The sequence below is a fragment of the Paenibacillus sp. EB106-05-06-XG162 genome, assembly GCF_058791655.1.
In genome coordinates this window covers 174,574-199,011 of record NZ_JBYTDT010000004.1, presented here as the reverse complement: position 1 = coordinate 199,011, position 24,438 = coordinate 174,574, and the positions used below count along the sequence as shown (strand labels likewise).

General features: G+C 46.7%; 30 protein-coding genes. 26 read left to right on the top strand and 4 right to left on the bottom strand.

Annotated elements, in window-relative coordinates:
• The first annotated feature begins 72 nt into the window (after positions 1 to 72).
• Genes aroQ through efp form a run of 3 tightly spaced genes read left to right on the top strand, consistent with a single transcriptional unit; the run spans position 73 to position 2,231 of the window.
• Positions 73 to 510 carry a type II 3-dehydroquinate dehydratase gene (aroQ, locus tag AC3WU2_RS12120; protein WP_314585244.1) on the top strand — a complete coding sequence of 146 codons (438 nt, stop codon included), beginning with the start codon at positions 73 to 75 and terminating at the stop codon, positions 508 to 510.
• 48 nt (positions 511 to 558) lie between these two features.
• A complete protein-coding gene (locus tag AC3WU2_RS12115) occupies positions 559 to 1,632 on the top strand; it encodes a M24 family metallopeptidase (protein ID WP_492454712.1) in 1,074 nt (357 codons plus the stop codon).
• 41 nt (positions 1,633 to 1,673) lie between these two features.
• A complete protein-coding gene (gene efp, locus AC3WU2_RS12110) occupies positions 1,674 to 2,231 on the top strand; it encodes an elongation factor P (RefSeq protein WP_379348415.1) in 558 nt (185 codons plus the stop codon).
• 115 nt (positions 2,232 to 2,346) lie between these two features.
• On the opposite strand, the gene AC3WU2_RS12105 is transcribed toward efp, so the two are convergent.
• Positions 2,347 to 2,577: a hypothetical protein gene (locus AC3WU2_RS12105; RefSeq protein ID WP_018755113.1), complete on the bottom strand. Its 231-nt coding sequence runs from the start codon at positions 2,575 to 2,577 to the stop codon at positions 2,347 to 2,349.
• 205 nt (positions 2,578 to 2,782) lie between these two features.
• Here AC3WU2_RS12105 and AC3WU2_RS12100 point away from each other — a divergent pair, with 205 nt between their 5' ends.
• Positions 2,783 to 4,036 (top strand): aspartate kinase, encoded by a 1,254-nt coding sequence (locus tag AC3WU2_RS12100; protein WP_018755114.1) that lies wholly within the window; start codon positions 2,783 to 2,785, stop codon positions 4,034 to 4,036.
• Positions 4,037 to 4,217: 181 nt separating this feature from the next.
• Here the strand turns inward: AC3WU2_RS12100 and AC3WU2_RS12095 are convergent, their stop codons facing one another.
• The 3 genes from AC3WU2_RS12095 to comA form a co-directional block, all read right to left on the bottom strand.
• Positions 4,218 to 4,682 carry a DUF441 domain-containing protein gene (locus AC3WU2_RS12095; protein ID WP_018755115.1) on the bottom strand — a complete coding sequence of 155 codons (465 nt, stop codon included), beginning with the start codon at positions 4,680 to 4,682 and terminating at the stop codon, positions 4,218 to 4,220.
• Between the two features lie 84 nt (positions 4,683 to 4,766).
• Positions 4,767 to 5,516 carry a 2-phosphosulfolactate phosphatase gene (locus tag AC3WU2_RS12090; protein WP_018755116.1) on the bottom strand — a complete coding sequence of 250 codons (750 nt, stop codon included), beginning with the start codon at positions 5,514 to 5,516 and terminating at the stop codon, positions 4,767 to 4,769.
• A 21-nt stretch (positions 5,517 to 5,537) separates the two neighbouring features.
• On the bottom strand, positions 5,538 to 6,356 hold the full coding sequence (comA, locus tag AC3WU2_RS12085) for a phosphosulfolactate synthase (RefSeq protein ID WP_018755117.1): 819 nt from the start codon (positions 6,354 to 6,356) through the stop codon (positions 5,538 to 5,540).
• 164 nt (positions 6,357 to 6,520) lie between these two features.
• On the opposite strand from comA, the gene AC3WU2_RS12080 reads away from it, so the two are divergent.
• The 22 genes from AC3WU2_RS12080 (at position 6,521) to AC3WU2_RS11975 (ending at position 24,424) form a co-directional block, all read left to right on the top strand.
• Positions 6,521 to 6,787, top strand: a complete 267-nt coding sequence (locus AC3WU2_RS12080; protein WP_018755118.1) for a YqhV family protein — start codon at positions 6,521 to 6,523, stop codon at positions 6,785 to 6,787.
• A gap of 76 nt (positions 6,788 to 6,863) precedes the next feature.
• Complete coding sequence (gene spoIIIAA / locus AC3WU2_RS12075; protein WP_018755119.1) at positions 6,864 to 7,865, top strand: stage III sporulation protein AA; 1,002 nt, start codon at positions 6,864 to 6,866, stop codon at positions 7,863 to 7,865.
• A complete protein-coding gene (gene spoIIIAB, locus AC3WU2_RS12070) occupies positions 7,858 to 8,379 on the top strand; it encodes a stage III sporulation protein SpoIIIAB (protein WP_018755120.1) in 522 nt (173 codons plus the stop codon). Before spoIIIAA ends, spoIIIAB begins: the two co-directional genes overlap by 8 nt.
• Before the next feature lie 311 nt (positions 8,380 to 8,690).
• Entirely contained in the window at positions 8,691 to 8,894 is a 204-nt protein-coding gene (gene spoIIIAC / locus AC3WU2_RS12065) for a stage III sporulation protein AC (protein ID WP_018755121.1), read from the top strand.
• 8 nt (positions 8,895 to 8,902) lie between these two features.
• Positions 8,903 to 9,292 carry a stage III sporulation protein AD gene (gene spoIIIAD, locus AC3WU2_RS12060; RefSeq protein ID WP_026263728.1) on the top strand — a complete coding sequence of 130 codons (390 nt, stop codon included), beginning with the start codon at positions 8,903 to 8,905 and terminating at the stop codon, positions 9,290 to 9,292.
• A 19-nt stretch (positions 9,293 to 9,311) separates the two neighbouring features.
• The gene (gene spoIIIAE, locus AC3WU2_RS12055) at positions 9,312 to 10,505 is read left to right on the top strand and encodes a stage III sporulation protein AE (protein WP_492454357.1); all 1,194 of its coding nucleotides are present in this window, start codon (positions 9,312 to 9,314) and stop codon (positions 10,503 to 10,505) included.
• A gap of 34 nt (positions 10,506 to 10,539) precedes the next feature.
• On the top strand, positions 10,540 to 11,310 hold the full coding sequence (spoIIIAF, locus tag AC3WU2_RS12050; RefSeq protein WP_492454355.1) for a stage III sporulation protein AF: 771 nt from the start codon (positions 10,540 to 10,542) through the stop codon (positions 11,308 to 11,310).
• A gap of 37 nt (positions 11,311 to 11,347) precedes the next feature.
• Positions 11,348 to 11,989 carry a stage III sporulation protein AG gene (gene spoIIIAG / locus AC3WU2_RS12045; RefSeq protein ID WP_018755125.1) on the top strand — a complete coding sequence of 214 codons (642 nt, stop codon included), beginning with the start codon at positions 11,348 to 11,350 and terminating at the stop codon, positions 11,987 to 11,989.
• 31 nt (positions 11,990 to 12,020) lie between these two features.
• The gene (locus tag AC3WU2_RS12040; protein WP_492454353.1) at positions 12,021 to 12,794 is read left to right on the top strand and encodes a SpoIIIAH-like family protein; all 774 of its coding nucleotides are present in this window, start codon (positions 12,021 to 12,023) and stop codon (positions 12,792 to 12,794) included.
• Positions 12,795 to 12,936: 142 nt separating this feature from the next.
• A complete protein-coding gene (gene accB / locus AC3WU2_RS12035; RefSeq protein ID WP_379348393.1) occupies positions 12,937 to 13,425 on the top strand; it encodes an acetyl-CoA carboxylase biotin carboxyl carrier protein in 489 nt (162 codons plus the stop codon).
• A gap of 18 nt (positions 13,426 to 13,443) precedes the next feature.
• Positions 13,444 to 14,787: an acetyl-CoA carboxylase biotin carboxylase subunit gene (accC, locus tag AC3WU2_RS12030; RefSeq protein WP_492454350.1), complete on the top strand. Its 1,344-nt coding sequence runs from the start codon at positions 13,444 to 13,446 to the stop codon at positions 14,785 to 14,787.
• A 140-nt stretch (positions 14,788 to 14,927) separates the two neighbouring features.
• Entirely contained in the window at positions 14,928 to 15,335 is a 408-nt protein-coding gene (locus AC3WU2_RS12025; protein WP_492454348.1) for an Asp23/Gls24 family envelope stress response protein, read from the top strand.
• Positions 15,336 to 15,445: 110 nt separating this feature from the next.
• Positions 15,446 to 15,985, top strand: a complete 540-nt coding sequence (amaP, locus tag AC3WU2_RS12020) for an alkaline shock response membrane anchor protein AmaP (protein WP_492454346.1) — start codon at positions 15,446 to 15,448, stop codon at positions 15,983 to 15,985.
• A gap of 13 nt (positions 15,986 to 15,998) precedes the next feature.
• On the top strand, positions 15,999 to 16,229 hold the full coding sequence (locus tag AC3WU2_RS12015; RefSeq protein WP_018755131.1) for a DUF2273 domain-containing protein: 231 nt from the start codon (positions 15,999 to 16,001) through the stop codon (positions 16,227 to 16,229).
• Positions 16,230 to 16,381: 152 nt separating this feature from the next.
• On the top strand, positions 16,382 to 16,828 hold the full coding sequence (gene nusB, locus AC3WU2_RS12010; protein WP_492454344.1) for a transcription antitermination factor NusB: 447 nt from the start codon (positions 16,382 to 16,384) through the stop codon (positions 16,826 to 16,828).
• A gap of 111 nt (positions 16,829 to 16,939) precedes the next feature.
• Positions 16,940 to 17,797, top strand: coding sequence for a bifunctional methylenetetrahydrofolate dehydrogenase/methenyltetrahydrofolate cyclohydrolase FolD (gene folD, locus AC3WU2_RS12005; protein ID WP_492454342.1), 858 nt, complete (start codon positions 16,940 to 16,942; stop codon positions 17,795 to 17,797).
• Positions 17,798 to 17,808: 11 nt separating this feature from the next.
• Positions 17,809 to 19,167 (top strand): exodeoxyribonuclease VII large subunit, encoded by a 1,359-nt coding sequence (gene xseA, locus AC3WU2_RS12000; protein WP_492454340.1) that lies wholly within the window; start codon positions 17,809 to 17,811, stop codon positions 19,165 to 19,167.
• Complete coding sequence (gene xseB / locus AC3WU2_RS11995; RefSeq protein WP_314585272.1) at positions 19,160 to 19,429, top strand: exodeoxyribonuclease VII small subunit; 270 nt, start codon at positions 19,160 to 19,162, stop codon at positions 19,427 to 19,429. Before xseA ends, xseB begins: the two co-directional genes overlap by 8 nt.
• A 31-nt stretch (positions 19,430 to 19,460) precedes the next feature.
• Positions 19,461 to 20,342: a polyprenyl synthetase family protein gene (locus tag AC3WU2_RS11990; protein WP_492454710.1), complete on the top strand. Its 882-nt coding sequence runs from the start codon at positions 19,461 to 19,463 to the stop codon at positions 20,340 to 20,342.
• A 716-nt stretch (positions 20,343 to 21,058) separates the two neighbouring features.
• Positions 21,059 to 21,664, top strand: a complete 606-nt coding sequence (locus AC3WU2_RS11985; RefSeq protein WP_492454338.1) for a hypothetical protein — start codon at positions 21,059 to 21,061, stop codon at positions 21,662 to 21,664.
• A gap of 1 nt (position 21,665) precedes the next feature.
• Positions 21,666 to 23,555 carry a 1-deoxy-D-xylulose-5-phosphate synthase gene (gene dxs, locus AC3WU2_RS11980; RefSeq protein WP_492454336.1) on the top strand — a complete coding sequence of 630 codons (1,890 nt, stop codon included), beginning with the start codon at positions 21,666 to 21,668 and terminating at the stop codon, positions 23,553 to 23,555.
• Between the two features lie 14 nt (positions 23,556 to 23,569).
• Positions 23,570 to 24,424, top strand: coding sequence for a TlyA family RNA methyltransferase (locus AC3WU2_RS11975; protein WP_492454334.1), 855 nt, complete (start codon positions 23,570 to 23,572; stop codon positions 24,422 to 24,424).
• Positions 24,425 to 24,438 lie beyond the last annotated feature (14 nt).

Genomic DNA, 24,438 nt, shown 5'->3' with positions numbered 1-24,438 from the left:
TTACCCCGACCTATGGTAAAATATCGTGTGGTACACGTTCCACATTGTACATAAGACGGGTGATGAAATCGGATGCAAAAAATACTTGTACTCAATGGTCCTAATCTGAATATGCTCGGAATTCGAGAACCAGGCGTGTACGGTTCGGTAACGTTGAAGGATATTGAATCCATGCTGCGCTCGCAGGCGGAATCGCTTGGACTAGCTGTGGATTTCTTTCAATCGAATCATGAAGGTGCGCTGATTGACCGTATCCATGAAGCTTATCAACAGGTTGATGGGATTCTGATCAATCCCGGGGCGCTTACGCATTACAGTTATGCGCTTCGTGATGCCATTAGCGGTGTAGCCATTCCAACGGTTGAGGTTCATATGTCGAATATCCATAAGCGGGAAGAGTTTCGGCACGTGTCTGTTACTGCACCCGTCGTCATTGGACAGATTGCCGGATTCGGCGCTGTAAGTTACGAATTAGGCCTTCTCGCACTCTATCGTCATTTATCTGCATAAGGACAGATCATTGGCATTTCAATTTGGGATGAAAAGAGGATGGAACAATTGGACAATAAACGCGTGGTTCAGCTTCGACAAGCGATGCAAGCTGCTCAATTGGAAGCAATTCTAATTACGAACGAATATAATCGCCGTTATTTAACGGGGTTTACAGGAAGTTCCGGGTATGCCTTGATCACACGGGATAAAGCCTACTTCTTAACGGATTTCAGGTATGTAGAGCAGGCGAACAGCCAAGTGCAGGGCTATGATATTGTTCAGCACAAGGCGGTCGTCATGGATAGCATTCGCGAATTGTTAGGCGGACAAGTGAAACGTCTTGGATTCGAACAAGCTCATGTAACCTATGGTACGTATACGAAGTATGCGGAGCAGCTCGCAGGGATTGAACTAATCCCGACATCAGACCTTGTTGAGGATATCCGTAATTTCAAAGACGATGAAGAACTCGCGATTATGCAAGAGGCTTGCGATTTGGCCGACCTTACGTTCGCGCATATTCTTCCGATGATCAAACCGGGTGTTACCGAAGAGTCCCTTGCGCTAGAGATGGAAATGTTCATGCGTAAGAATGGTGCGACATCTTCTTCCTTCGACACGATCGTAGCTTCTGGGGAACGCTCTGCGCTTCCTCATGGCGTAGCGAGTCCGCGTGTGATTCAAGGGAATGAATTGATTACGTTCGATTTCGGCGCGCTGTACAAAGGGTATTGCTCGGATCTTACGCGTACAGTCGCTCTAGGAACACCGTCTGCGAAGCATCGCGAAATTTATGATATCGTTCTTGAGGCACAGCTCCATGCGGTCGAGAACATCCGACCTGGGATGACTGGTAGTGAGGCAGATGCCTTGACGAGAGATATCATTACACGGTATGGTTATGGTGAATATTTTGGCCATAGTACCGGACACGGCCTTGGGATGGAGGTTCATGAATCGATCCGCGTTGCCAAGGGCAGTGATATGGTTTTAAAACCCGGGATGGTCGTTACCGTAGAGCCAGGCATTTATTTGCCAGGTATCGGCGGTGTACGCATCGAGGATGACATTGTCATCACGGAGACTGGGATTAAAATATTAACTCATTCGAAGAAAGACTATCTACAATTAGATATGTAAGAATGGGCTAGGCAGGATACGAACTTTAGGAGGAATTTTTAGTGATTTCAGTAAATGATTTTAAGACAGGACTTACCGTAGAAGTAGAAGGCGATATCTTCACAGTACTTGATTTCCAACACGTTAAACCAGGTAAAGGTGCAGCGTTCGTTCGTTCGAAATTGAAGAACCTTCGCAACGGGAATACCGTGGAGCGTACATTCCGTGCGGGTGAGACCATTGGTCGTGCGCAAATCGACAACCGTGACGTTCAATACTTATATAACAGTGGAACAGAATATACATTCATGGACAACGAGACTTACGATCAATTCAGCCTAACAGCAGAACAATTGGAATGGGAATTGAACTTCTTAATCGAGAACATGAACGTTAAAATCGTCAGCTATAAAGGTGAAATTCTTGGAGTTAACTTGCCGACAACGGTTGAGCTTAAAGTTGCTGAGACGGAGCCAGGCGTAAAGGGTAACACGGCACAGGGTGCAACGAAGAACGCGAAGCTCGAAACAGGTCATAACGTTCAAGTGCCTCTATTCATCAATGAAGGTGATGTACTTATCATCGATACGCGTGAAGGTAAATACAGCTCCCGCGCTTAATACGAATATACAACAAACCCCTTTCAACACCATGGTGTCGAAAGGGGTTTGTTGTATAACTACCTCTATATGTAGGGGATATAGAGACCTGAATGAAGTTTAGCACTCGGGGTCCTTAGAACAAGGAAAGTGCTAGTGTGTCCGATTCGCGCTTCGAATGAAGAATGGCTTCACAACCGATAATTTCAATACTAATTAACGTATCCAAGCATTTTTTAATCGCTTTTTTTCCGGTTTTCATTTTGGAATCAAGGGCCGTTAATAATGCAGTTAGTGTTTTTTTATTCATCGATGTGTAGAATACAGGAATTGTTTTATTCTGAAAGTTGATAAGTTGTTTTGTCATAGGAGACACCTCCGAAATGATAAAGTTATTGAACTTATGACCCTATTGTACAGGGCGAACATTAAAACTATCTTAAAATTCTGTTAAAAGTATGTGAGAAATTACGAAAATATCGCGTTTTTCTTGTTTTTTTCCACAACACGGAAGGAATATGTTATAATATTCAAAATTATTATACAGTTGTTCAATAGGGAGTGAGACAACATTGGCTTTATTCGTCATGAAATTTGGGGGTAGCTCTGTTGGAGACACGGAGCGAATGAAGCGCGTTGCTAGACGAATTGTAGAGAAAAAAGAAGCTGGAAACCGCTGTGTCATTGTTGTATCTGCCATGGGAGACACCACGGATGATCTGATCGATCAATCCAAATTGCTTAATCCGAATCCACCTGCGCGTGAGATGGATATGTTGCTCACGACCGGAGAACAGATCTCAGTCGCGCTATTGTCAATGGCGATCCATCAGTTAGGACATGAAGCCATTTCTTTTACTGGATGGCAAGCTGGCTTCCGGACAGAGGCTGTACACGGAAAAGCGCGGATTACAGATATTCAACCCGAACGTATCGATGCAGCATTAAATGAAGGAAAGATTGTAGTCGTGGCAGGGTTCCAAGGCATGTCCGATGAGGGTGAGATTACGACCTTTGGACGCGGCGGATCAGATACGACGGCCGTTGCGCTGGCAGCAGCGATCAAGGCTGATGTATGTGAGATTTATACGGATGTGAACGGAATTTACTCGACAGATCCACGAGTTGTCAATTGCGCTCGTAAATTGGATGAGATTTCGTATGATGAAATGCTCGAATTAGCGAATCTTGGCGCAGCGGTACTTCACCCGCGTGCTGTTGAATATGCGAAGCATAATAATGTATGTCTAGTGGTTAGATCAAGTTTTACTGATAATGAGGGTACGGTCGTGAAGGAGGAGACAGTCATGGAACAGGGCGTAGTGGTAAGCGGAATCGCATTTGATAAGAACGTCGCAAGAATTAGTATTCTTGGCGTACCGGATTTGCCGGGGGTATTGGCACAAGTATTTACAGCACTTGCGAATGCAGGCGTTAACGTAGATATTATTGTACAGAGTGGTGTTCAGAACGGAACGGCAGATTTCTCCTTTACGGTAAACTTGACGGATTGTGAACAAGCGATCGAAGTCATCCGTGGTATTCGTGAGGAAGTTCCTTATGATCATGTCACATCGGAGACGAATCTGGTGAAGGTATCGATTGTTGGTGCAGGAATGGTCAGTAACCCAGGGGTAGCAGCGAAAATGTTCGAAGTGATCTCCCAGCAAGGGGTAAGCATCAAGATGGTAAGTACATCCGAGATCAAGACGTCTTGCGTGATCGATAGCGAGAAATTGCATGAGATCGTACGCGCGTTGCACACAGCTTATGGTCTGGACACAGCTGAACAGGCCGTTGTAGGCGGCCCGCAAGTTCGTCGTTAAGGTTTATTCTCGTGATCATAAGTTGTTAGCGGCTTATCAGCACCGAGAAGGTTGCGAGAAAGTGAAGAAGGAGGAGCGGAGTTTAGGAGAAACCTAAATGAGCACCGGACTTCGAACTTGAACGCAAGATTCGACGCCGAGCCAGCATCTATGAAATACAGCGTGATCATAAGCCGCCGCTCTAGAGGATGCGGTTGAGAATGATTTGGATGAGCTTCATAATGACCGCAGTAAGTCCCGCAGCCATTAAGGGACCAACAGGTATTCCTTTGAAGAACGTAATACCGATAATTGAACCAAGTACTAGACCCACAATGATTTGTGGGTCTATTTTTAATGTTTCAAGCCCTTTGGCGTTCATAATAGTCGCAATTGCACCGCCCGCGATGGCGACGAGGCCTGGCCAAGATGTGATTGTAGCCCAGACATCTTTGGTTGCAATGCGCCCAGATACGAAAGGGACAAGTACGCCCATCGTGAGAAATAGCAGCCCAAGCTCCAGACCCCGACGTTCAATTGTCGGCAAATAGCGGTCCAGATGGACCAGCTTCACGATCAAGAGCAGGCAGGCTGCTGTTGTTATAATAGATGAGCGGCTAATTAAGCCGATGATAATAAGCACAACCATAATGATTTCGCCGTTCATCGTAACGCCCCTGTCCCACTTGGATTTCATAGAGTAAGTGTATGAACAGCAGCTTGTTTTAGAACTATTTCCCGTAGGAAGAGACTATCTGAATAATAGTGGCGAATTCTGCGCGAATGGCTTCATCGCTGCTGGTTGACCCGAGATGTAAGGAACAAGCGGAACGGAATTCACCCCAGCACAGTACTCGACATCCTCAGCGAACCCAATCTTCGTCAATCTTCGCCCACCTGCGCAATGCATCAGGGCTTGCAGAATGCGATCTTCATGTTGGATATATGCACTATGCATGGCTAATCCGAAATCGTTCACTTGAATCACGGCATCCAAATCACTCTGTTTCATAAGTTCGTCAATGATCAATCCTGCACAGAGACCGTCTTCCAGAGCGAACACATCTTGTGCGCCTGCACAGAGAAGGACAATATCTTTGCGCAGCTGCAAAGCAACATTTGCGCAGGCGGAAGCATTGATGAGCGCACCTGCTAGAATATGCGACGCTTTGTGTGATTTCTGGATGCCGCGGGTTCCATTGGTTGTGGTGAGAATGACTCTCTTATCTAGAATTTCTTCCGTCATGTATTCATAAGGTGAATTCCCCGCATGAAATCCAGCGATTCTGCGACAGAATCGCTCACCTCCGAGAATGTCGCCCGTTTGTTGACAAGATCTTGCTTGCTGAACCGTCTCTACAGGCAGAACCTCGCTCGCGCCATGTGCTAATGCGGTAATAATCGTACTCGTCGCGCGTAGAACGTCAATGACGATCGCTGTTTTATGAATAAAATCATCCGATCTCGCCTCGTTAACACTGGCGATCACATCTACCTGCATGATTTTTCACTCCTAAATAAGTTAAATACTATAATCGTAGGATTGATGTAGAAGCTCGAACGTGTCGGATCGCAGTCCCCGTCTCAGCGCTTCAAGCGACATAACCTCTTGAGGAGGGATGTTGCCAAGGTTGACTTTTGGACCCAATTGCTGAATGAGATAGAGCTGTTGGCTCTTCAGCGGTGCTTCCCACAATACCCAGTCCATATTGGGTATATGCAGTAGCGTCCGTTCGAATTCCTCTTCTTTACAATCACCCTGCTCATTATAAATACCTACACCCATCCCGGACTCCCGTCCCTCAATGGTAATTAACTCCGAGCCGTGATCATGATCTTCATAGATTGTATTTAACAGCTCGGTATAATCAATGCTCTGGCCTGTTAATTTCTTCCCATATTCTGAGAACACATGAAGTCCTTGATCGATTCCACGCTCAATCAGTTCCGTTCGGAGCTGACGTGAGATATCGATTGTACCGTCGGAGACTTCTACCCCTGTAAATCCCAAATCCACGATCGTATCGAAGAAAGAAGATACGACACCCTGCTGTACGGCAACTTCAAGAAAAGTTCCACCCGGAATAAGACAAATGCCGTACTTTTTGGCTAACTCGGCTTTTTGTCGAATAATCTCAACAGGATACAACGGCGATGTTCCGAAACCAAGCTTGAGGATATCGATATAACCACCGACGGTGTGCATCAAATCTTCGAATGCTCGCGGCCCAAGCCCCTTATCAATCACCATTGTTTTGCCTGTTGTTCTAGGTTTTTGCATACGTACATTGGAGGGATCCGCTAGACGGGGATGCCAACACGGACTAGTTATGACTTCCATATTCAACGCTCCTTCATGTTGCCTGAATGAATTCATGCAAGCAATATATGCGACTTCTCCTAGTCAGGTGCCTATTCCAATCTTAATTTCGACATGAACGAGTTGACCTATTTGAAGACAAGCGTGCATACATTAAATGAAATCGAAGGAAGGGGGTGTATGGAATGCTGAATAAGATTGTACTCAGTATGGCAACGCTTCGCATGATTTCAGGATCTCTCGAGATTATCGCAGCATTGCTGATGCTTCGATTTAATCAAGTGGAGAAAGCATTGATCGTGAATAGTTCGCTTGCATTAGTCGGACCTCTCGTCTTAATTACAACCACCACGATTGGATTTGTTGGGGTCGCGGAGAAGCTCTCGTGGGACAAGATCGGTTGGGTACTGCTCGGCATTAGCTTCATTCTTTTTGGAATCTTCAAAAAATAGGACGAGATTAGGCATAAAAGCTTCGTACAAGCATACATATGTGGTAAACGCTAGGACAACTATGGGGGTTCTTTCGATGAAAAGTACAACGTGGGTATCCATTTTTCCAAGTAGTATTCAGGAGTTGTTGAGCAAATTGCCTGAGCCCATCCTTGATCGCATTGAAGAAGTTCGCGTGCGACAGGAACGCCCCTTGGAACTGAATTATGCAGGGCAATTCCATTACGTAAGCCGGCGCGGGGTGTTAACGGATGTACCACATGAGGGATACAGACCAACAAGAGAGGATGGCAATCGGCTGCTCGATTTCATCACGAACCATTCTTTGTACACGATGGAAGAGGAACTTCGTAAGGGATACATCACAATTCAGGGCGGCCATCGGATTGGACTTGCCGGACGAGCCGTACTCACGAAGGGACATGTCGATCACTTGCGCGATATTACAAGCTTCAATATTCGGATAGCCCGTGAAATGCAGGGTGTTGGAGATTCTATTATTCCCTACTTACTCGATTTTCGGCACCAGACGGTCAATCACACGTTGATCGTATCGCCGCCTCAACATGGAAAGACGACCCTGATTCGTGATTTGGCTCGGCTCATGAGTACTGGCCAGTGGAGACATCCAGAAGCGAAATGGAAGGGATTGAAGGTAGGCGTTGTCGATGAACGTTCCGAGATTGCAGGTTGTATGAAAGGTGTACCAAGCTTTGATGTCGGCCCGAGAACAGATGTCCTGGATGGTTGCCCGAAAGCCGAAGGGATGATGATGATGATTCGCTCGATGTCACCAGATGTCATGCTCGTCGATGAGATTGGCCGCCCTGAAGATGCAGAGGCCATTCGTGAAGCACTCCATGCAGGGATTCGAGTCATTGCAACCGCACACGGCGGAGAACTCGAGGATGTGCTCCGCAGACCGGTTCTGAACAAGCTGATGTCGGACGAACTCTTCCAGTCTTACGTTGTACTCAGACGTTCTGGTCGAGGGATGAGCAGACGCTTCTATGATGCCAGACGAAGACTTCTGCACCCCGATGGACTAGCTATGAAGGGCGGCGGGATGGATGGTTAAATTAATCGGTGCTGTCTTGGTGATCGTATCAGGAACCTTATTCGGCTTCTATCAAGCAGCACAATTCGCGAACCGACCGAAACAAATTCGAGCCTTCATCTTGGCACTTCAGCGATTAGAGACGGAAATCCTGTACGGCTTCACACCGCTAGCAGATGCACTGGGTAAAATAGGGCAGCAGCTCACAGATCCGTTGAAGTCGATTTTTACAGAAGCCGCGAGGCGGTTAACGGATCATCGGTCGAGCGTCACTGCCCAAGAGAGTTGGCAGTTCGCCGTTGAAGAACAGTGGAAGCACACCGCGATGAAACAGAGTGAGAAGAATATCATCTATCAGTTCGGCTTCACCCTTGGAACAAGTGATAGGAACGACCAAATTAAGCATATACGCCTTGCCATCAATCAATTGCAGCATGAAGAAGCAGCGGCACAGAATGAACAAGGTCGTTATGAGAAAATGTGCAGAAGCCTCGGTCTACTCGCCGGCGCATTAATCGTTATATTGATCTACTAGAGGTAGTTCAAAAAGTTACCTTTTGATCACGAAGTATACCAGGGGGCAGGTTCGACATCGAATATTGCATTCAGACTCGAAGTATATGCTTACGAAGTATGTTTCCTTTGGAAACATTTCAGGTACTCATGCAGGTTTTCCTACACTCCGTTCCTCCTCAAAGTTTTGCGGAGCAAAACTCGCTTCGGAAGCCTGGCTTCATCTTCAAGCAATCTTCTCGGTGCTGAAAAGTTAACTTTTTGTACTTTCATTACAATCAATCTACTTCCACCTGCATAAGAGAGAAGTAGATTTGGAGAGGTGCCAAAGGGATGAACATAGATGTAGGCGCAATTTTTCAAATTGCAGGAATCGGCATCATCATTGCAATGATTCATACAGTGTTGAAGCAAATGGGCAAAGAGGATATGGCGCATTGGGTGACGGTCATCGGCTTCGTCGTCGTATTGTTCATGGTCGTTCGGCTCCTCAATGATTTATTTCAAGAGATTAAGACGATCTTTCTCTTTCAGTAGGTGATGAGATGGAAATGATTCAAATGGTCGGTCTTGGACTGATCGCTACGGTACTAGTTCTTATCGTAAGAGAGCAGAAACCGATGTTCGCTTTTCTAATCACCACCTTCACAGGTATCGCAATTTTCTTGTTCCTAATCGGGAAGATTGAAGCGGTCATTCAAGTGCTGGAAGACTTGGCCCTACGCTCGGGAATCCAACTTGTGTACCTGAAGACGATTCTTAAGATTATCGGAATCGCTTATATCGCTGAATTCGGAGCGCAGATCGTGAAAGATGCGGGGCAAGAAAGTATTGCGAGTAAGATCGAGCTTGCTGGAAAAGTGCTGATCATGGTGCTCGCGATTCCCATTATTAGCATCATCATCGAGACGGTCATTCAATTGCTGCCGGCCTAAATGAAATGGAGATGGAACCATGATCCGAAGAATTGAAGATCCTACAAAGCTACGCATGGTGTTAATCTTCATGTTCTGCTTCTTCATTAGTTGGACCACGCACTTGGTTGCAGCTGCGCCGATGGATGGGTTGGTTCAGAGCCAAGCCAAAGATTTGCCGACGGGTGAAATCGAGCAATATTGGGACAAATTGATGAATCAGTATGGTGGGTTTTTTCCAGATCAGCAGTCGCCCAGCTTCATGGACATGCTTCTACCTGAAGGGAAAGGATTTAGTCTGAAATATGCGTTCCAAGGTCTGTTGAAATTCCTGCTCCATGAAGTCATCTACAATGGCAAGCTGCTTGTTACCATCGTGGTCCTTACCGTATTCAGTATGATTCTCGAGACGCTGCAGACCGCATTTGAACGAAATGCAGTGAGTAAGGTCGCTTATTCCATTTCGTACATGATCATTGTCATCATCGCGATTAATAGCTTTAATGTCGCGATTGGATATGCGAAAGAAGCAATCGAGAGCATGATTCACTTCATGATGGCCATGATTCCATTACTATTCACACTGCTCGCCTCCATGGGGAATGTTGTAACGGTATCCGTCATGCATCCACTGATTATTTTCATGATTAACACGGTTGGAACCATGATCTATGCGGTGGTCTTCCCGTTATTATTCTTCTCAGCTGTCTTGCACATCGTTAGTACATTGTCTGATAAGTACAAAGTCACCCATCTAGCGAATTTGCTTCGCAACGTTAGTGTAGGCTTACTCGGGATTCTGCTTACCGTATTTCTTGGAGTCATCTCCGTACAAGGCTTTACAGGCGCAGCGGCTGATGGCGTTACGATCCGAACAGCCAAATATATTACAGGCAACTTCGTACCCGTCGTCGGCAAAATGTTCTCTGATGCCGCTGATACCGTAATCTCTGCTTCCCTGCTGGTGAAGAATGCGATTGGCCTGGTGGGTGTGATTATCATCTTGTTCCTCTGCGCATTCCCAGCGCTCAAAATATTAACGCTTGCGCTGATCTACAACATATCAGGTGCCGTGATGCAGCCGCTAGGAGATAGTCCGATCGTAACCTGCTTGCAGACGATTGGGAAAAGCATGATCTACGTCTTCGCGGCGCTGGCAGCGGTCGGTCTCATGTTCTTCCTAGCGATCACTATCATGCTGACGGCAGCGAATGTGACGGTGATGATGCGATGAAGCGAGAGCTATTGCCTCAAGGGAGCGATGATCCATGATGGAATGGCTAGGTGGCTGGCTGAAGCAGATTATCTTCATTATCCTGCTCGCGACGTTCATTGATCTGATCCTGCCGAATCGCTCCATGCAACGATATGTCAAGTTGGTCATCAGCTTGCTGATACTAGTAACGATCATGACGCCGATCTTATCGATATTCCGCAGCAGCTTCGCTGATCAACTCGCAGAGAATTACACCGAGATGAGTGAGCGGACGAGTCAGGGGAGGAAGTTCGTCGGCGTGGATCAAATTATGCGCGAAGGGGATCGACTCAAACGTAAGCAAGAGGAGAAAGTGATTCAATCTGTAGAGACCCAGCTGGCAGCGCAGATCAAGACACAACTGGAAGAAGAGACGGGATCGAAAGTCACGCAGGTTCATGTGAAAATCGGCAACTTAACGCAGGACACGAAGCCGTCAGCCACGATGACCGAGCAGATTAATGTAGAAATGGAGAAACCGAATATTCAATCCGTCGAAGTCTATTTTGATCCAAGTCGTGAGCAAGAATTGAAGCAACAAGAAACAGGTGATCCAATCGCTGCGATGAAGCCGATTGAAGGGGTGAAGGTGGACATTCAATTAGATCCAATCGGATCTAATGAAGATGCTGCGACGCCAGTACAAGCAGATCCCGTGGAAGAGCAGACGACACCTGAAGAACGAGTTCTTAGCGATCGTGCGGTGGCCATCCTTAAGACGAATTGGGGCGTTTCCGTGAATCGAATCAATATTTTTATGGGGCGAGATACGAAGCTCCATTGAGAGATCTTACGACTAACCAAACTGGAGGTGAAAATGTATGGCGAAATGGCTGCAATCAATCGAGAAATGGGTCGGCGGTGGACCTGGAGGAACGAAACGGGTTCAGACCTTCCGCTGGCTGCTGATTCTAGGACTCATCGGCGTTGGTCTGCTCCTCTTCGCAGCCTTCAATCATATGAATGTGAAGCAAGTGGACTCAGTGAACGAAGGAAGGGAACCGCCGCGAGATCAGCCGACATCTGCCGTATCCACGCCGGAAGATACATCGCAGTACACATCCATTGAACAGGCGATGGAAAGTCGGATGAAGAGCATTCTTGAGAATATCGTCGGTGTTGGCGATGTTGAAGCGGTCGTTACGATTGATTCGACAGAAGAAATTGTGTATCAGAAGCAAATGAAAGACAGTCAGCAGGTCACCGAAGAGTCTGACCCGAATGGCGCTAAACGGCATGTCACGCAATATTCACGCGATGGTGAGATCGTAACGCTCGAAGTATCAGGCAATCAGACACCTGCCATCGTGAAACGAGTCAAACCGAAAATACGAGGGGTTGTCATTGTAGCAAAGGGTGCGGAGAACCGCATTGTAAAAAATCTGATTATTGATGCAATCGAGAAAGGCTTCAGTGTTCCCTATTCCAAAATTTCAGTTGCCCCGCGCAAACAAGCGCAATAACGATAATAATTATTTTAGGAGGAATATGAAAATGAATACAAAAAGACAAACGATTTGGCTCGTAAGTATGCTCAGCATTATGGTGGTATTATCTGCGTATTATCTGTTCACAGAACCAGCAAGCTCGAACTCAAATACGAATAAGGTTGCGCAGAATAGTCAAGTCGAACAGACGAAGAAAAATGCAACAGAAGCGAGTGCGAAAGGCACGCCAGACAGTTTAACCGAAGTGAAGGTGGATGAAGTGACAGATCCGAACCTGAATGCAACGAAAGATGCGAATAAAGCGAAAGATGGCGGGGCGGACAAAGGCAAAACAACGGAATCTGATGCAAAGAAGGGGACTGATAAGGCTACGGATTCCAAAGCAGGAACTTCGGCAGACTCCAAAGTGTTGGCATCCGATAAAACAGATGAGGCGATTCTAGATGAGCTGAGTAAAGAGGGAACCAATTCGGTGGATACGCTCGCGGCGGTACAACAAGAGCGGAATCAAAATTACAGCGCACAAATGGATAAGCTTCAAGCTATCGTGAATGATATGAACAAATCCCCTGATGAATACACCAAAGCAGAGCAAGAAATGACGGCGATCGAAAGCCAGGAACAAAAGATTACAACCATTGAAGAGGAGCTTCGCAAGCAATTCGGTAAAGCCGCGATTCAACAGGACAAAGATAAATTCAAAGTTGTCGTCGCGAGTGACCAACTGGAAATTGCCGAAGCCGTACACATCGTAGACATGCTGGTCAAAGAATTAAATGTAACGCAAGACAAGGTCAGCGTACAACGCGTTGCTCCATAAATTGGCAGGAAAATGCGGAGAGTCCAGAAAAACTGGGCTCTTTCCATTTTAAAGGTTTATGATATAATACTAACGGTATAAGTGTCAGGGCTGTACCGTTTATTTCCAATGGGTTAACAAAGCTGAAGGAGTGAATATATACATGTTTAAATTGAGCGAGATCAAAGAATTGATCAAGTTAGTTGATCAGACATCCGTTCAGGAGCTAGAAATTGAAAACGAAGGTACACGACTATTTATTCGCAAACCGGGTAAAACCGAAGTTGTCAATGTTCATGCTGCACCGATTCAGCCGACGTATCAACAACAGGTTGTTCCAGCTGCAACGGCTGCACCAGTAGCCCAAGTTCAAGCAGAAGCTGCACCTGTAGCTCAAGAAACGAATAGCAATCTACATAAAATTGTGTCACCGATGGTAGGGACATTCTATAGTGCTTCTAGTCCGGATGCGAGCGCTTTTGTAAGTGTTGGCGATAAGGTGAAGGAGAAGTCGGTTGTATGTATCATTGAAGCGATGAAATTAATGAATGAATTGGAAGCAGAAGTAAAAGGCGAGATCGTTGAAGTGCTCGTGGAGAACGGTCAATTGGTTGAGTTCGGACAACCTCTTTTCTTAGTGAAAGCCGAATAAAAGGGAGGGCCCTCGAACATGAAGTTTCAGAAAATATTAATTGCTAACCGCGGTGAAATCGCGGTTCGTATTATTCGTGCAGCACGCGAAATGGGAATTTCAACCGTTGCTGTATATTCCGAAGCGGATCGTGATTCGCTGCATGTAAGATTTGCTGATGAAGCTTATTGTATTGGACCTACGTTGTCCAAAGATAGTTATTTGAATTTGGCGAACATTATGAGCGTTGCTACGTTAACAGAATGCGATGCCATCCATCCAGGGTACGGGTTCTTGGCAGAGAATGCAGACTTCGCAGAAATCTGTGATTCTTGTAATGTGACGTTCATCGGTCCATCACCGGATGCGATTAGTCGCATGGGTGACAAGGCCGTTGCGAAACAGACCATGAAGGATGCGAACGTACCTGTTATTCCAGGTTCGGACGGATTAATCGAGGATCTGGATGAAGCGATGATGATCGCTCGCGATATCGGCTATCCTGTTATTATCAAAGCAACGGCAGGCGGTGGCGGTAAAGGAATCCGTCTTGCAGAGAACGAGGAAGCTTTAATTCAGCAAATTACGATGGCACAACAGGAAGCACAGAAAGCTTTCGGGAATGCCGGCGTTTATCTAGAGAAGTTCTTAACGGGCATGAAGCACGTAGAGATTCAAATTATGGCTGATAAGCATGGCAATGCGGTGCATCTCGGCGAGCGGGATTGCTCTGTGCAGCGTCGTAGACAGAAGCTCATTGAAGAAGCGCCGTGTTCAGTGCTGTCGCCTGAGGTTCGGTCTAAGATGGGGGAAGCAGCGGTTCGTGCAGCACTAGCCGTGAACTATTCTGGCGCAGGTACGCTTGAATTCTTGCTTGCTCCAGACGGTGAATTCTATTTCATGGAAATGAATACTCGGATTCAAGTAGAGCACCCGGTAACAGAGATGATTACGGGCGTGGATCTAATCAAGGAGATGATCTCGGTTGCGGAAGGCAATCCGTTATCATTTAGCCAAGAGGATATAGAAATCCAAGGATGGTCGATTGAATGCCGTATTAATGCAGAAGATCCAGATCGTAATTTCATGCCATCACCAGGGAATATTTCATTTTATCTTGCACCGGGCGGCTTAGGCGTTCGCGTAGATAGCGCAGCTTATCCGGGTTATACGATTTCACCGCATTACGATTCCATGATTGCGAAGCTTATCGTATGGGGAGCGACACGTGAAGAAGCTATTGCCAAAATGAAGCGTGCACTCGGCGAATTTGCTATCGAAGGAATTCATACTACGATTCCATTCCATCAACGTCTACTCGAGCATCCGAAGTTCATCGAAGGCGATTTCGATATTAAATTCCTTGAAGAATATGAGGTTTAATCGCGAGTTATACAGGCTTTGAGCGCAGGAAGTGGGATAGGCCTAGGTTTGTCATAATTCCTGCTAAATGATATAGTATGTATAATAAGATGCGAAAAGATCGGAACTGCATCGCGAACTTATTGGAGGTGCTTACATTCATGAATATGATCCCTATGGATTATGAAAAGACAGATTTAGGCTCAATACAGATTGCTCCTGAAGTGATTGAAGTGATCGCTGGCTTAGCAACGGTTGAGGTGAACGGCGTAGCTGGAATGAGCGGAGACTTTGCAGGTGGAATTGTTGAATTATTAGGGCGTAAGAACTTATCCAAAGGTGTTAAAGTAGAGGTAGGTCAACGTGAAGCTGCGGTTGACGTGTCCATCATCGTGGAATACGGTCATCGCATTCCGGAAGTATCTGCTGAAATTCAGCGCAGCGTGAAGCATTCCATTGAGATGATGGCAGGTCTTAATGTTGTAGAAGTGAACGTACATATCCATGGCGTGCATTTTAAGACAGCTGAGAAACCTGAAGAAGAAGAATCACAACTAAGGGTAAGGTAATTCAGCCATCCATGACTTAATGCTGGACTGAGTCACCTTTTACAAATGGAGAACCCCGGGCCGAGTATGCGTCAGGGGTTTGCTCTAATTTTAAGGAGGCATGCATTTGCATGATTAAAATTTTGGACAGGCTCCTGTTATTCTTCTATAGTATCGTCATCGGAGCTGTTGCTGTCTGCGCTGTGCTCTACGCTACAAATGTATTGGATCGATCACTGTTAATGGATACGGAGTTATGGCTTGATAATATTGTCATCGCTGCGGCGGCTGTCATTATTCTAATTAGTTTACGGTTCTTCTACATATCTATTCGAAGAGATCGTACAAATCACCAATCGATTGATCTGCGTAATGAACATGGAGATATTCATATTTCGATGGAGACGATTGAGAACTTGGCGCTCAAAGCAGCATCCAAAGTCCGCGGTGTGAAAGATTTGAAAGTGAAAATCCGTGTCTCTGAAGCAGGTCTTGAACTGATCATCCGCACGTTCGTTGATGGCGATACATCTATTCCAGAAATGACTGAAGAAGTTCAACGTCAGGTTCGCGAACATGTAACGGAGGTCACAGGAATTCCGGTGGCGACGGTTTCGGTGTTCATTGCGAATATCGTTCAGACACAATCTTTTAAGTCAAGAGTAGAATAGAGGTGATTTTCCAATGTTGAAGCAGATTTGGGAAAGTCACGGGGGACGCATACTCGGAGTAACAGCAGGGATCTTTCTGGGCTTAATTTATTTTATCGTCGGTTTTTGGGACATGCTGTTCTTCGCATTGATTATTTTTATTGGGTATACCCTGGGCAAACAACGAGATTTGAAGCTGGGCAGCTTATTTCCATGGGCTCGGATATGGGAATGGCTGACGGGCAGATGGAGCATGTTTAAATGAACCCTGTGAGCGACTCCTAATTTTGTGACTCCGCCTTCCATGGAATCGGATTAGGAGCAGTTCATAGGTTTTTTTATATCACAACCGACCCATACTAGGATAGAGCGTATGGATGGATTCGTGATGACGATTATAACTTTTGGAGGAACAATATGAAGCGGCGCTTAGCTAGAGAAATTACAGTACAGAGCTTATACCAGATGGAAATGAACGGTGTGGCTGCCGAAGAAGCAGTATCCATGGTGCTTACCGAAGTGAAAGAGGAGAACGAGACTGAGATTGAGATTCGCAATTTCAGCGAAATGAACACCTATGTTTTAAGTCTAGTTCATGGCACCTGGACGAACAAAGAACGGATCGATCAGCTGTTGTCCGAATACTTGAAGAACTGGCAGATGGACCGTCTTTCGCGTGTTGATCGTCAAATTTTGCGCCTCGCATGCTTTGAGATGGTATTCAGCGAAGACGTACCGCCGAAGGTTGTCGTGAATGAAGCGATTGATTTGGCCAAGCATTTTGGTACTGATGAATCCGGTAAGTTCGTGAACGGTGTTCTAGGGAAGATGATTCGTGAGCTAGAGCAGATTAAAGCCAATTAATTGGCTTTTTCATTGTGTAAACAAAGTGTGAGTAGTACAAGTGTTTCAAGGCTTTGTTGACAGATCAAAAAACCAATTGATTCGCGATTGATATGAAGGGGAGAGAAAACCATGACAGCTGTAAAAATTGATGGTAAAGCCGTATCCGCGTCCATTCGAGGACAAATTCAAGAAGAAGTTGTTGGTCTGAAGAAGCAAGGTATCGAGCCAGGGCTTGCGGTCATACTCGTTGGAGAAGACCCAGGGTCGAAAGTATATGTAGGTAGTAAAGAAAAAGCATGCATCGAGTTAGGATACTATTCCGAAGTGCATCGTCTACCTGATACGACAACGGAAGAGGCATTACTCGCCTTGATCGATCAGTTGAATAACCAAGCGGACATTCATGGCATTCTCGTACAATTGCCATTGCCGAAGCACATTCATGAGAAATCGGTTATTGATGCAATTGCCGTTGAGAAAGATGTAGATGGGTTCCACCCGATTAATGTGGGGAACTTGATGATTGGTGATGACAGTCTACTGCCATGTACACCTGCAGGTGTGATTGAGCTAATTAAACGTACAGGTACAGATATGGCGGGTAAACATGCTGTTGTGATTGGTCGCAGCAATATTGTCGGCAAGCCCGTATCGATGCTGCTCCAACGTGAGAATGCAACAGTGACCATGTGTCACTCCAGAACATCGAACATGCGCGAGATTACGAAGCAAGCAGATATCCTTGTTGTTGCTATCGGCCGTGCGAATTTCGTTGACCATACGTACGTGAAGCCGGGCGCGATTGTCATTGATGTAGGTATGAACCGTCTGGATAACGGCAAATTAGCGGGCGACGTTGATTATGAAGATGTGCTCGAAGTAGCTGGAGCGGTAACACCGGTACCAGGTGGTGTTGGTCCGATGACCATCACGATGCTTATGCAAAATACGCTGATCGCGGCTCGTAGAGCACACGGCCTGAAATAAGGGTGAAGTCGATGGCGGAAGAGCGCATATTATCCATTAAAGATCTGAATCGATATATTCGGATGAAGCTCGAATCAGATGATTTGATGCAGGACGTCTGGATTCGAGGGGAAATATCGAATTTTACCCACCATTCCAGCGGACATATGTACTTCACATTGAAAGATGCAGACAGTCGGATCAAATCGATCATGTTCGCATCACACAACCAGAGGCTGGCTTTCCGTCCGAAGGAAGGGACGAAGGTTATTGCCCGGGGCAATGTATCGGTGTATGAACGAGACGGTCAGTATCAATTTTATGCGACACATATGCAGCCGGACGGGATCGGAAGTTTATATCTTGCTTACGAACAATTGAAGAAGAAGTTAGATGAAGAAGGACTGTTTGCGGCACATCGGAAACGACCGCTGCCGAAGTTCCCGAGAGCGATCGGAGTCATTACCTCGCCGACAGGTGCTGCCGTTCGAGATATTATTATTACACTCCAACGACGGTATCCTACAGTACCGATTCTCCTTTATCCCGTTCTCGTTCAAGGGACACAAGCGGCACCTTCCATTGTGAAGGCGATTGAGGGGATGAATCGGCATCAAGAGGCCGATGTATTGATCGTAGGCCGTGGTGGAGGATCTTTAGAGGAGTTATGGGCATTTAATGAAGAGATTGTGGCGCGAGCGATTTATGCATCCGGCATTCCGGTAATTTCTGCAGTGGGGCATGAGACTGATTTTACGATTGCTGATTTTGTGGCCGATCTGCGAGCGGCAACGCCTACAGCGGCTGCGGAGCTTGCAGTGCCGCATCATTTGGAGCTAAAGCAGCATTTTCTCCGTCTTGAGCAACGCATGGAGCATGCGTTAGCCATGCGGATGCAGCAGGAGCGTGACCGTCTTGAACGATTGAGACGTTCTCCTTACTTTGTGCATCCCCGTAAATACTTGCTACAGCATGCGGAGCGCCTTGATCGGCTGACGGAACAGCTTCATTACCGTACGCAAGGGTTGATGCGCAAGTCTGATGAACGTTGGTCGAAGTTGCAGCATCGTCTCGTAAGACGTAATCCGCAGGAACAAGTTATTTTTGCCCGGAAAAGGGTTCAGTCAGAAACGCACCAGCTGTTGCAATCGATGCAAGCGATGCTGAAGGAGCAGAAATTGAAGCTCATGACTGGGATGAAGCAGCTTGATGCGCTCAGTCCGCTCAAGGTCATGCAGCGTGGATATAGTCTTGTATATGACGAGCAGGAGAAGCGCTTGATTAAGTCACTTGCTGATGTGCAGCCAGGTGACATGGTCCATGTGAAAGTGAATGACGGACAATTGGAATGTCAGGTGTGGTCAATGAAAGGAGAGGACATGCATGGCTAAGAAGGTCGAGAAAGAAGCTCCAGTAAGCTTCGAGGAAGCAATTCAGAAGCTTGAGTTGATTGTCGAAGAACTCGAGAGCGGGGACGTGCCACTCGAGAAAGCGATCGAGTTATTCCAAGAGGGCATGATGATGTCGCAGCTCTGCGGCCAGAAGCTCGAACAAGTCGAACGTAAAATCGAAGCACTGGTTGAAGAGAATGGGGAGTTCCGCAAAAAACCTTTCACGGGAATAACCGACGATGCGGGGGATACTGTTGGCTAAGTTAAATGAGACAGAAGATTTTACAGAATATATGACAAGATCCAGAGCAGCAGTGGAAGAAGCTCTATCCGGCAGCATTCCCCTTGATTGGGAGATGCCTGCCTCTTTGCGTGAGTCGATGCGCTATTCCCTGCTTGCTGGTGGAAAACGAATTCGTCCTATCCTTGTTCTAGCAGCAGCCGAAGCTGTGGGTGGAGCAGAGCTTGTTCCATCGGCTATGCCAGTTGCCTGTGCAATTGAGATGATTCATACATACTCGTTGATTCATGATGATCTGCCGGCGATGGATAACGATGATTACAGACGTGGGAAACTCACGAATCACAAAGTGCATGGGGAAGCAATGGCCATACTCGGCGGGGATGCGCTATTGACACATGCATTTCATCAAGTGGTTCAAGCATCAAGGAAGCATCGGGTTCCAACGGATCAAGTGCTTGCAATCATTGAGGAACTGTCGGTTCTTGCTGGCGCGAGGGGAATGGTCGGTGGACAAGCAGCGGATATGATCGGCGAGCAGGGGATTACATCGCTTGAACAGCTGCAATACATCCATCTGCATAAGACAGGAGATTTGATCGTATTCTCGCTTCGTGCAGGTGGCCGAGTTGCAGGCGCGTCGGAAGAACAACTCACTGCACTAGAGACTTTCGGACGACAAATCGGGCTGGCTTTCCAGATTCAAGATGATGTGTTGGACCTCATTGGAGATGAACAGAAGCTTGGCAAAAAGACGCAAAGTGATGTGGCGCAGAGTAAGGTGACATATCCATACTTTATCGGTATTGAGGCATCTCAGGTGGAAATTGAACGTCTTACACGGGAAGCAAAAGAAGCGATTGAAGGCGTGAACTTAGCGAGCCCGCAGCGTCTAATCGAGCTAGCTGATTATTTAATGAAACGCGACCATTAATTGCTGCGTATAAAATACAGTATTATGATATAATAAGTCGTACGTAGAGTGGTGCAGTATTCTAGTCAGTCTACCGTTTCTGAAGGCGGGGCTAAAAATTCGCTAAAGGGCACATCGATGAAGTTCCTGGTGTTGGCTTCTGACGCCCAGTCGGGGGTTGATGCTGGGAGTTAAGGTCGTGGGGCGATCCACAATGGCATGTGGGCGTTGACCCCGCTTCCGCGGAGGCCCAAGTATGTGGCAAGACATCCTCGTATGAATTGCTACGGCTTGGGGTATGAACCTGTATTGCGAGTCGGGATTGACTCATATATGGATTAGTAGAAGCAATATCTAAGGATGACTTGTTTGCAGCGTAGCCTGCCTTGAGCGGATTCACAGGGATTGCAGATGTGTACGAGGCTAGCGCTTCGGCCAAAGTGTTAACCTTCGGATGCTGCATGAAAGTTCGTCTGCAAAAGAGGATATGAAGCGGTTCAGGATTGCTGAGGAAAACTCCTAGACTGTTTGCGTACGTGAGACTTCTTGAGGATTATAGTGTGGACTAAGTGGTAATCTAGTCTGATGTTCGGCAACGACGTCAAGATGGGCATAAAGGGAAACCGCCTGATCGGCAACGTGAAGGAGACCTGTCTGGGAAAACCTACTGGACCTAAGCCACAGCGTTTACTCTCGAAGTTACCACTCATCTCTTTCTTATATTGGGAGAGATTGAAATGAAATTTTCATTGAAGCACTCCATGAAATGGAGTATTTTTATTTCTATTGTTACGTTCCTATTGGCCTGTATCTTCTCGGTCATCTCTACAACGGTTTTATCGGGTGTCGGATTTGGCATAGGCGTCATCATCGTCTTGCTGCTGATCTTGATTGGCATTGTGTTCGATATGATGGGCCTAGCAGCGGCGGCTGCGAGCGAGAAACCTTTTCACGCGATGGCTGCAGAGCGAGTTAGGGGCTCAAGACAAGGGATTTATATTATCCGAAATGCGGATCGATTTTCGAATATTTGTAATGACGTCATCGGCGATATGACGGGGGTCATCAGTGGTGCTGCAAGCGCGCTCGTCGTCGGTAATTTGCTTCTCTCCATGAATCAAGGCAATGAAATGTTTCGAATGGTCACGAGCGTTGTGTTTGCGGGATTAGTATCTGCGCTCACGGTTGGAGGTAAGGCGGTTGGCAAAAGTTTTGCGATTCACTACTCCACGGCTATCGTGCTCTCGATCGGGAAGTTCTTCGATCTACTGGAACGAAGACTCCACATTCGAATTTTCACGAAGAAAAAAAGCAAACCGAACAATGGAAAGCGAGGAAAATAACGTGTTACTCGAACAGATTAATCAACCAAACGATTTAAAGAAGTGTTCGGTTGAGGAGCTCGCTCAATTGTCGGGAGAGATTCGTCAATTTTTGATCGAGAAACTATCGGTCACTGGGGGACATCTTGCGCCGAATTTGGGTGTAGTCGAGCTCACGGTTATTTTGCACTACTTGTTTGATAGTCCGAAAGATAAAATTATTTTTGATGTTGGGCATCAAGCTTATGTGCACAAAATACTAACAGGTCGTAGAGAACAATTCGATACGCTTCGCAAGTATAAAGGACTATGTGGCTTCGTCAAGCGTTCAGAGAGTGATCATGACGTATGGGAAGCAGGGCATAGCAGTACTTCTTTGTCAGCAGCAATGGGTATGGCGACTGCGCGTGATCTTAAAGGGGAAAACAACCGTGTCATTGCTGTGATTGGTGATGGTGCGTTAACCGGCGGGATGGCGTTTGAAGCGCTAAATCACATTGGGCATGAGAAGAAGAATTTGATTGTTGTATTGAATGACAATGAAATGTCGATCGCCCCGAATGTTGGCGCGATGCATCATTACTTAGGTAAAATTCGTTCGGACAAAACATATAAGCGCGCCAAAGAAGAACTTGAAAGTTTCTTGAAAAAAATTCCTGCAATTGGCGGGGCGCTCGCGAAGACGGCAGAACGTCTGAAAGACAGCCTGAAATATCTCGTTGTATCGGGTGTGTTGTTCGAGGAACTCGGGTTTACATATCTGGGTCCAGTGGATGGGCATGACCTCGAATCGTTGCAAGATACGTTCAAGCAGGCAAGTCAAGTGAATGGACCTGTTCTTGTCCATGTCCTTACGACCAAAGGAAAAGGCTATTCTCCTGCAGAAGCAGATTCCCATAAATGGCATGGCATTACGCCATACAAAATCGAGTCCGGTCAAGTCGTGAAGGCTGTAGGCAATCCGATGTATACGGAAGTATTCAGTGATGCGATCATTGAACTTGCGGAACAAGATCCACGCATCGTTGCTGTGACCCCTGCGATGCCAAGCGGATCAGGACTTCTGAAATTTGCAGCACGCTTCCCTGATCGAATGATTGATGTCGGCATTGCCGAGCAGCATGCTGCGACAATGTGTGCCGCGATCGCAATGGAAGGGCTAAAACCGATATATGCGGTTTACTCGACGTTCATGCAACGTGCATATGACCAAATCGTGCATGATATTTGTCGTCAGGATGCGAATGTCATCTTCGCGATTGATCGTGCAGGGTTCGTTGGTGCAGATGGCGAGACGCACCAAGGGGTCTACGATATCTCATTCATGCGCCATATCCCGAATATGGTCATGATGATGCCGAAAGACGAGAACGAGCTTCGGCATATGCTGAAGACGGCAGTCGACTATAATGACGGGCCAATCGCCGTTCGGTATCCACGTGTGAATGGTGTTGGTGTAGCCTATGATCCTGTGATGACACCGATTCCGATCGGTGAGTGGGAAGTTGTGCGTGATGGCGAATCCTTTGCGATTGCTGCAATTGGTCCTATGGTTCAAGTTGCACTTGAAGCCGCAGAGCAATTGAAACGCGAAGGGCTGAATGTTCGCGTAATCAATGCAAGATTCATTAAACCATTAGATGGCGCGATGCTGCAGCAGCTCGCCAACGATCGGTTAGATCTGATCGTAATGGAAGAAAGCGCCCAAATGGGTGGACTCGGCAGCGCGATTCTGGAATACTATGCAGAACAAGACATCTACGATATGCGTGTCAAACTCATGGGAATTCCAGATTACTTCGTAGAGCACGGCAGTGTGAAGGAGCAGCGCCAAGAGGTTGGTCTTACAGTTGAACACGTGATGGCTGAGATAAAGAATATGAAACCGCGCATTCGGTCGCGAGCGAAGTAGAAGAGGGTAAATGAATGTCTGAACAGAAAGAACGGATTGACGTTCTGCTCGTTGAGCAAGGTTTTTTTGAAAGTCGTGAGAAGGCGAAAGCCGCGATTATGGCGGGTATCGTATTTAACAAAGATGGGGAACGGCAAGAGAAAGCTGGGTCGAAGATTCCTAGGTCCACGGAACTTCTTGTGAAGGGCCAGTTGCATCCCTATGTGGGTCGTGGCGGACTGAAGTTAGAGAAGGCGCTGCGCTATTTTGAGATCGATATGAACGGACGTGTCATGCTGGATATCGGTGCTTCGACGGGTGGATTTACCGATTGTGCATTGCAGCATGGCGCAAGCTATGTTTATGCGATTGATGTAGGCTACAATCAGCTTGACTGGTCGTTGCGAAATCATGAACGTGTTGATGTCATGGAGCGCACCAATTTCCGGTATACGACACCAGCAGATCTGAAGGGGCCGCGGCCGAATATGGCATCCATTGATGTATCATTCATCTCCCTGAAGATTATCCTTCCGCCACTCATTGAATTGCTTGAGGAGCCAGCACAAGTTGTGGCACTGATTAAGCCGCAATTCGAAGCGGGGCGTGAGAAAGTCGGGAAGTCAGGCGTCGTGCGTGAACCGAAAGTTCATGAAGAAGTGCTGACTTCGATTTTGACGTACGCGGCCGGATTAGGATTTAGGCTGCAAGGCTTAACCTTCTCCCCCATTACGGGTGGTGAAGGGAATATTGAATTCCTGGCATGTTGGGAATGGAAGAGACCATCCGATGTGCAGGGCGAGGCTGAACCGTTGGATACAGCGAGAATTGCGGCTGTCGTCCAAGAAGCAGCGAACACGTTTACAGGAAACTCATCCACCAAAGGGTGAGTTTCTTTTGTTTG

What these genes read in the sequence shown, in the direction of transcription:
- aroQ (WP_314585244.1), top strand. Translation starts at nt 73, where the DNA reads ATGCAAAAAATACTTGTACTCAATGGTCCTAATCTGAATATGCTCGGA.
- AC3WU2_RS12105 (WP_018755113.1), bottom strand. Translation starts at nt 2,577, where the DNA reads ATGACAAAACAACTTATCAACTTTCAGAATAAAACAATTCCTGTATTC.
- AC3WU2_RS12095 (WP_018755115.1), bottom strand. Translation starts at nt 4,682, where the DNA reads ATGAACGGCGAAATCATTATGGTTGTGCTTATTATCATCGGCTTAATT.
- AC3WU2_RS12090 (WP_018755116.1), bottom strand. Translation starts at nt 5,516, where the DNA reads ATGCAGGTAGATGTGATCGCCAGTGTTAACGAGGCGAGATCGGATGAT.
- comA (WP_018755117.1), bottom strand. Translation starts at nt 6,356, where the DNA reads ATGGAAGTCATAACTAGTCCGTGTTGGCATCCCCGTCTAGCGGATCCC.
- AC3WU2_RS12080 (WP_018755118.1), top strand. Translation starts at nt 6,521, where the DNA reads ATGCTGAATAAGATTGTACTCAGTATGGCAACGCTTCGCATGATTTCA.
- spoIIIAA (WP_018755119.1), top strand. Translation starts at nt 6,864, where the DNA reads ATGAAAAGTACAACGTGGGTATCCATTTTTCCAAGTAGTATTCAGGAG.
- spoIIIAB (WP_018755120.1), top strand. Translation starts at nt 7,858, where the DNA reads ATGGTTAAATTAATCGGTGCTGTCTTGGTGATCGTATCAGGAACCTTA.
- spoIIIAC (WP_018755121.1), top strand. Translation starts at nt 8,691, where the DNA reads ATGAACATAGATGTAGGCGCAATTTTTCAAATTGCAGGAATCGGCATC.
- spoIIIAD (WP_026263728.1), top strand. Translation starts at nt 8,903, where the DNA reads ATGGAAATGATTCAAATGGTCGGTCTTGGACTGATCGCTACGGTACTA.
- spoIIIAE (WP_492454357.1), top strand. Translation starts at nt 9,312, where the DNA reads ATGATCCGAAGAATTGAAGATCCTACAAAGCTACGCATGGTGTTAATC.
- spoIIIAF (WP_492454355.1), top strand. Translation starts at nt 10,540, where the DNA reads ATGATGGAATGGCTAGGTGGCTGGCTGAAGCAGATTATCTTCATTATC.
- spoIIIAG (WP_018755125.1), top strand. Translation starts at nt 11,348, where the DNA reads ATGGCGAAATGGCTGCAATCAATCGAGAAATGGGTCGGCGGTGGACCT.
- AC3WU2_RS12040 (WP_492454353.1), top strand. Translation starts at nt 12,021, where the DNA reads ATGAATACAAAAAGACAAACGATTTGGCTCGTAAGTATGCTCAGCATT.
- accB (WP_379348393.1), top strand. Translation starts at nt 12,937, where the DNA reads ATGTTTAAATTGAGCGAGATCAAAGAATTGATCAAGTTAGTTGATCAG.
- accC (WP_492454350.1), top strand. Translation starts at nt 13,444, where the DNA reads ATGAAGTTTCAGAAAATATTAATTGCTAACCGCGGTGAAATCGCGGTT.
- AC3WU2_RS12025 (WP_492454348.1), top strand. Translation starts at nt 14,928, where the DNA reads ATGAATATGATCCCTATGGATTATGAAAAGACAGATTTAGGCTCAATA.
- amaP (WP_492454346.1), top strand. Translation starts at nt 15,446, where the DNA reads ATGATTAAAATTTTGGACAGGCTCCTGTTATTCTTCTATAGTATCGTC.
- AC3WU2_RS12015 (WP_018755131.1), top strand. Translation starts at nt 15,999, where the DNA reads ATGTTGAAGCAGATTTGGGAAAGTCACGGGGGACGCATACTCGGAGTA.
- nusB (WP_492454344.1), top strand. Translation starts at nt 16,382, where the DNA reads ATGAAGCGGCGCTTAGCTAGAGAAATTACAGTACAGAGCTTATACCAG.
- folD (WP_492454342.1), top strand. Translation starts at nt 16,940, where the DNA reads ATGACAGCTGTAAAAATTGATGGTAAAGCCGTATCCGCGTCCATTCGA.
- xseA (WP_492454340.1), top strand. Translation starts at nt 17,809, where the DNA reads ATGGCGGAAGAGCGCATATTATCCATTAAAGATCTGAATCGATATATT.
- xseB (WP_314585272.1), top strand. Translation starts at nt 19,160, where the DNA reads ATGGCTAAGAAGGTCGAGAAAGAAGCTCCAGTAAGCTTCGAGGAAGCA.
- AC3WU2_RS11990 (WP_492454710.1), top strand. Translation starts at nt 19,461, where the DNA reads ATGACAAGATCCAGAGCAGCAGTGGAAGAAGCTCTATCCGGCAGCATT.
- AC3WU2_RS11985 (WP_492454338.1), top strand. Translation starts at nt 21,059, where the DNA reads ATGAAATTTTCATTGAAGCACTCCATGAAATGGAGTATTTTTATTTCT.
- AC3WU2_RS11975 (WP_492454334.1), top strand. Translation starts at nt 23,570, where the DNA reads ATGTCTGAACAGAAAGAACGGATTGACGTTCTGCTCGTTGAGCAAGGT.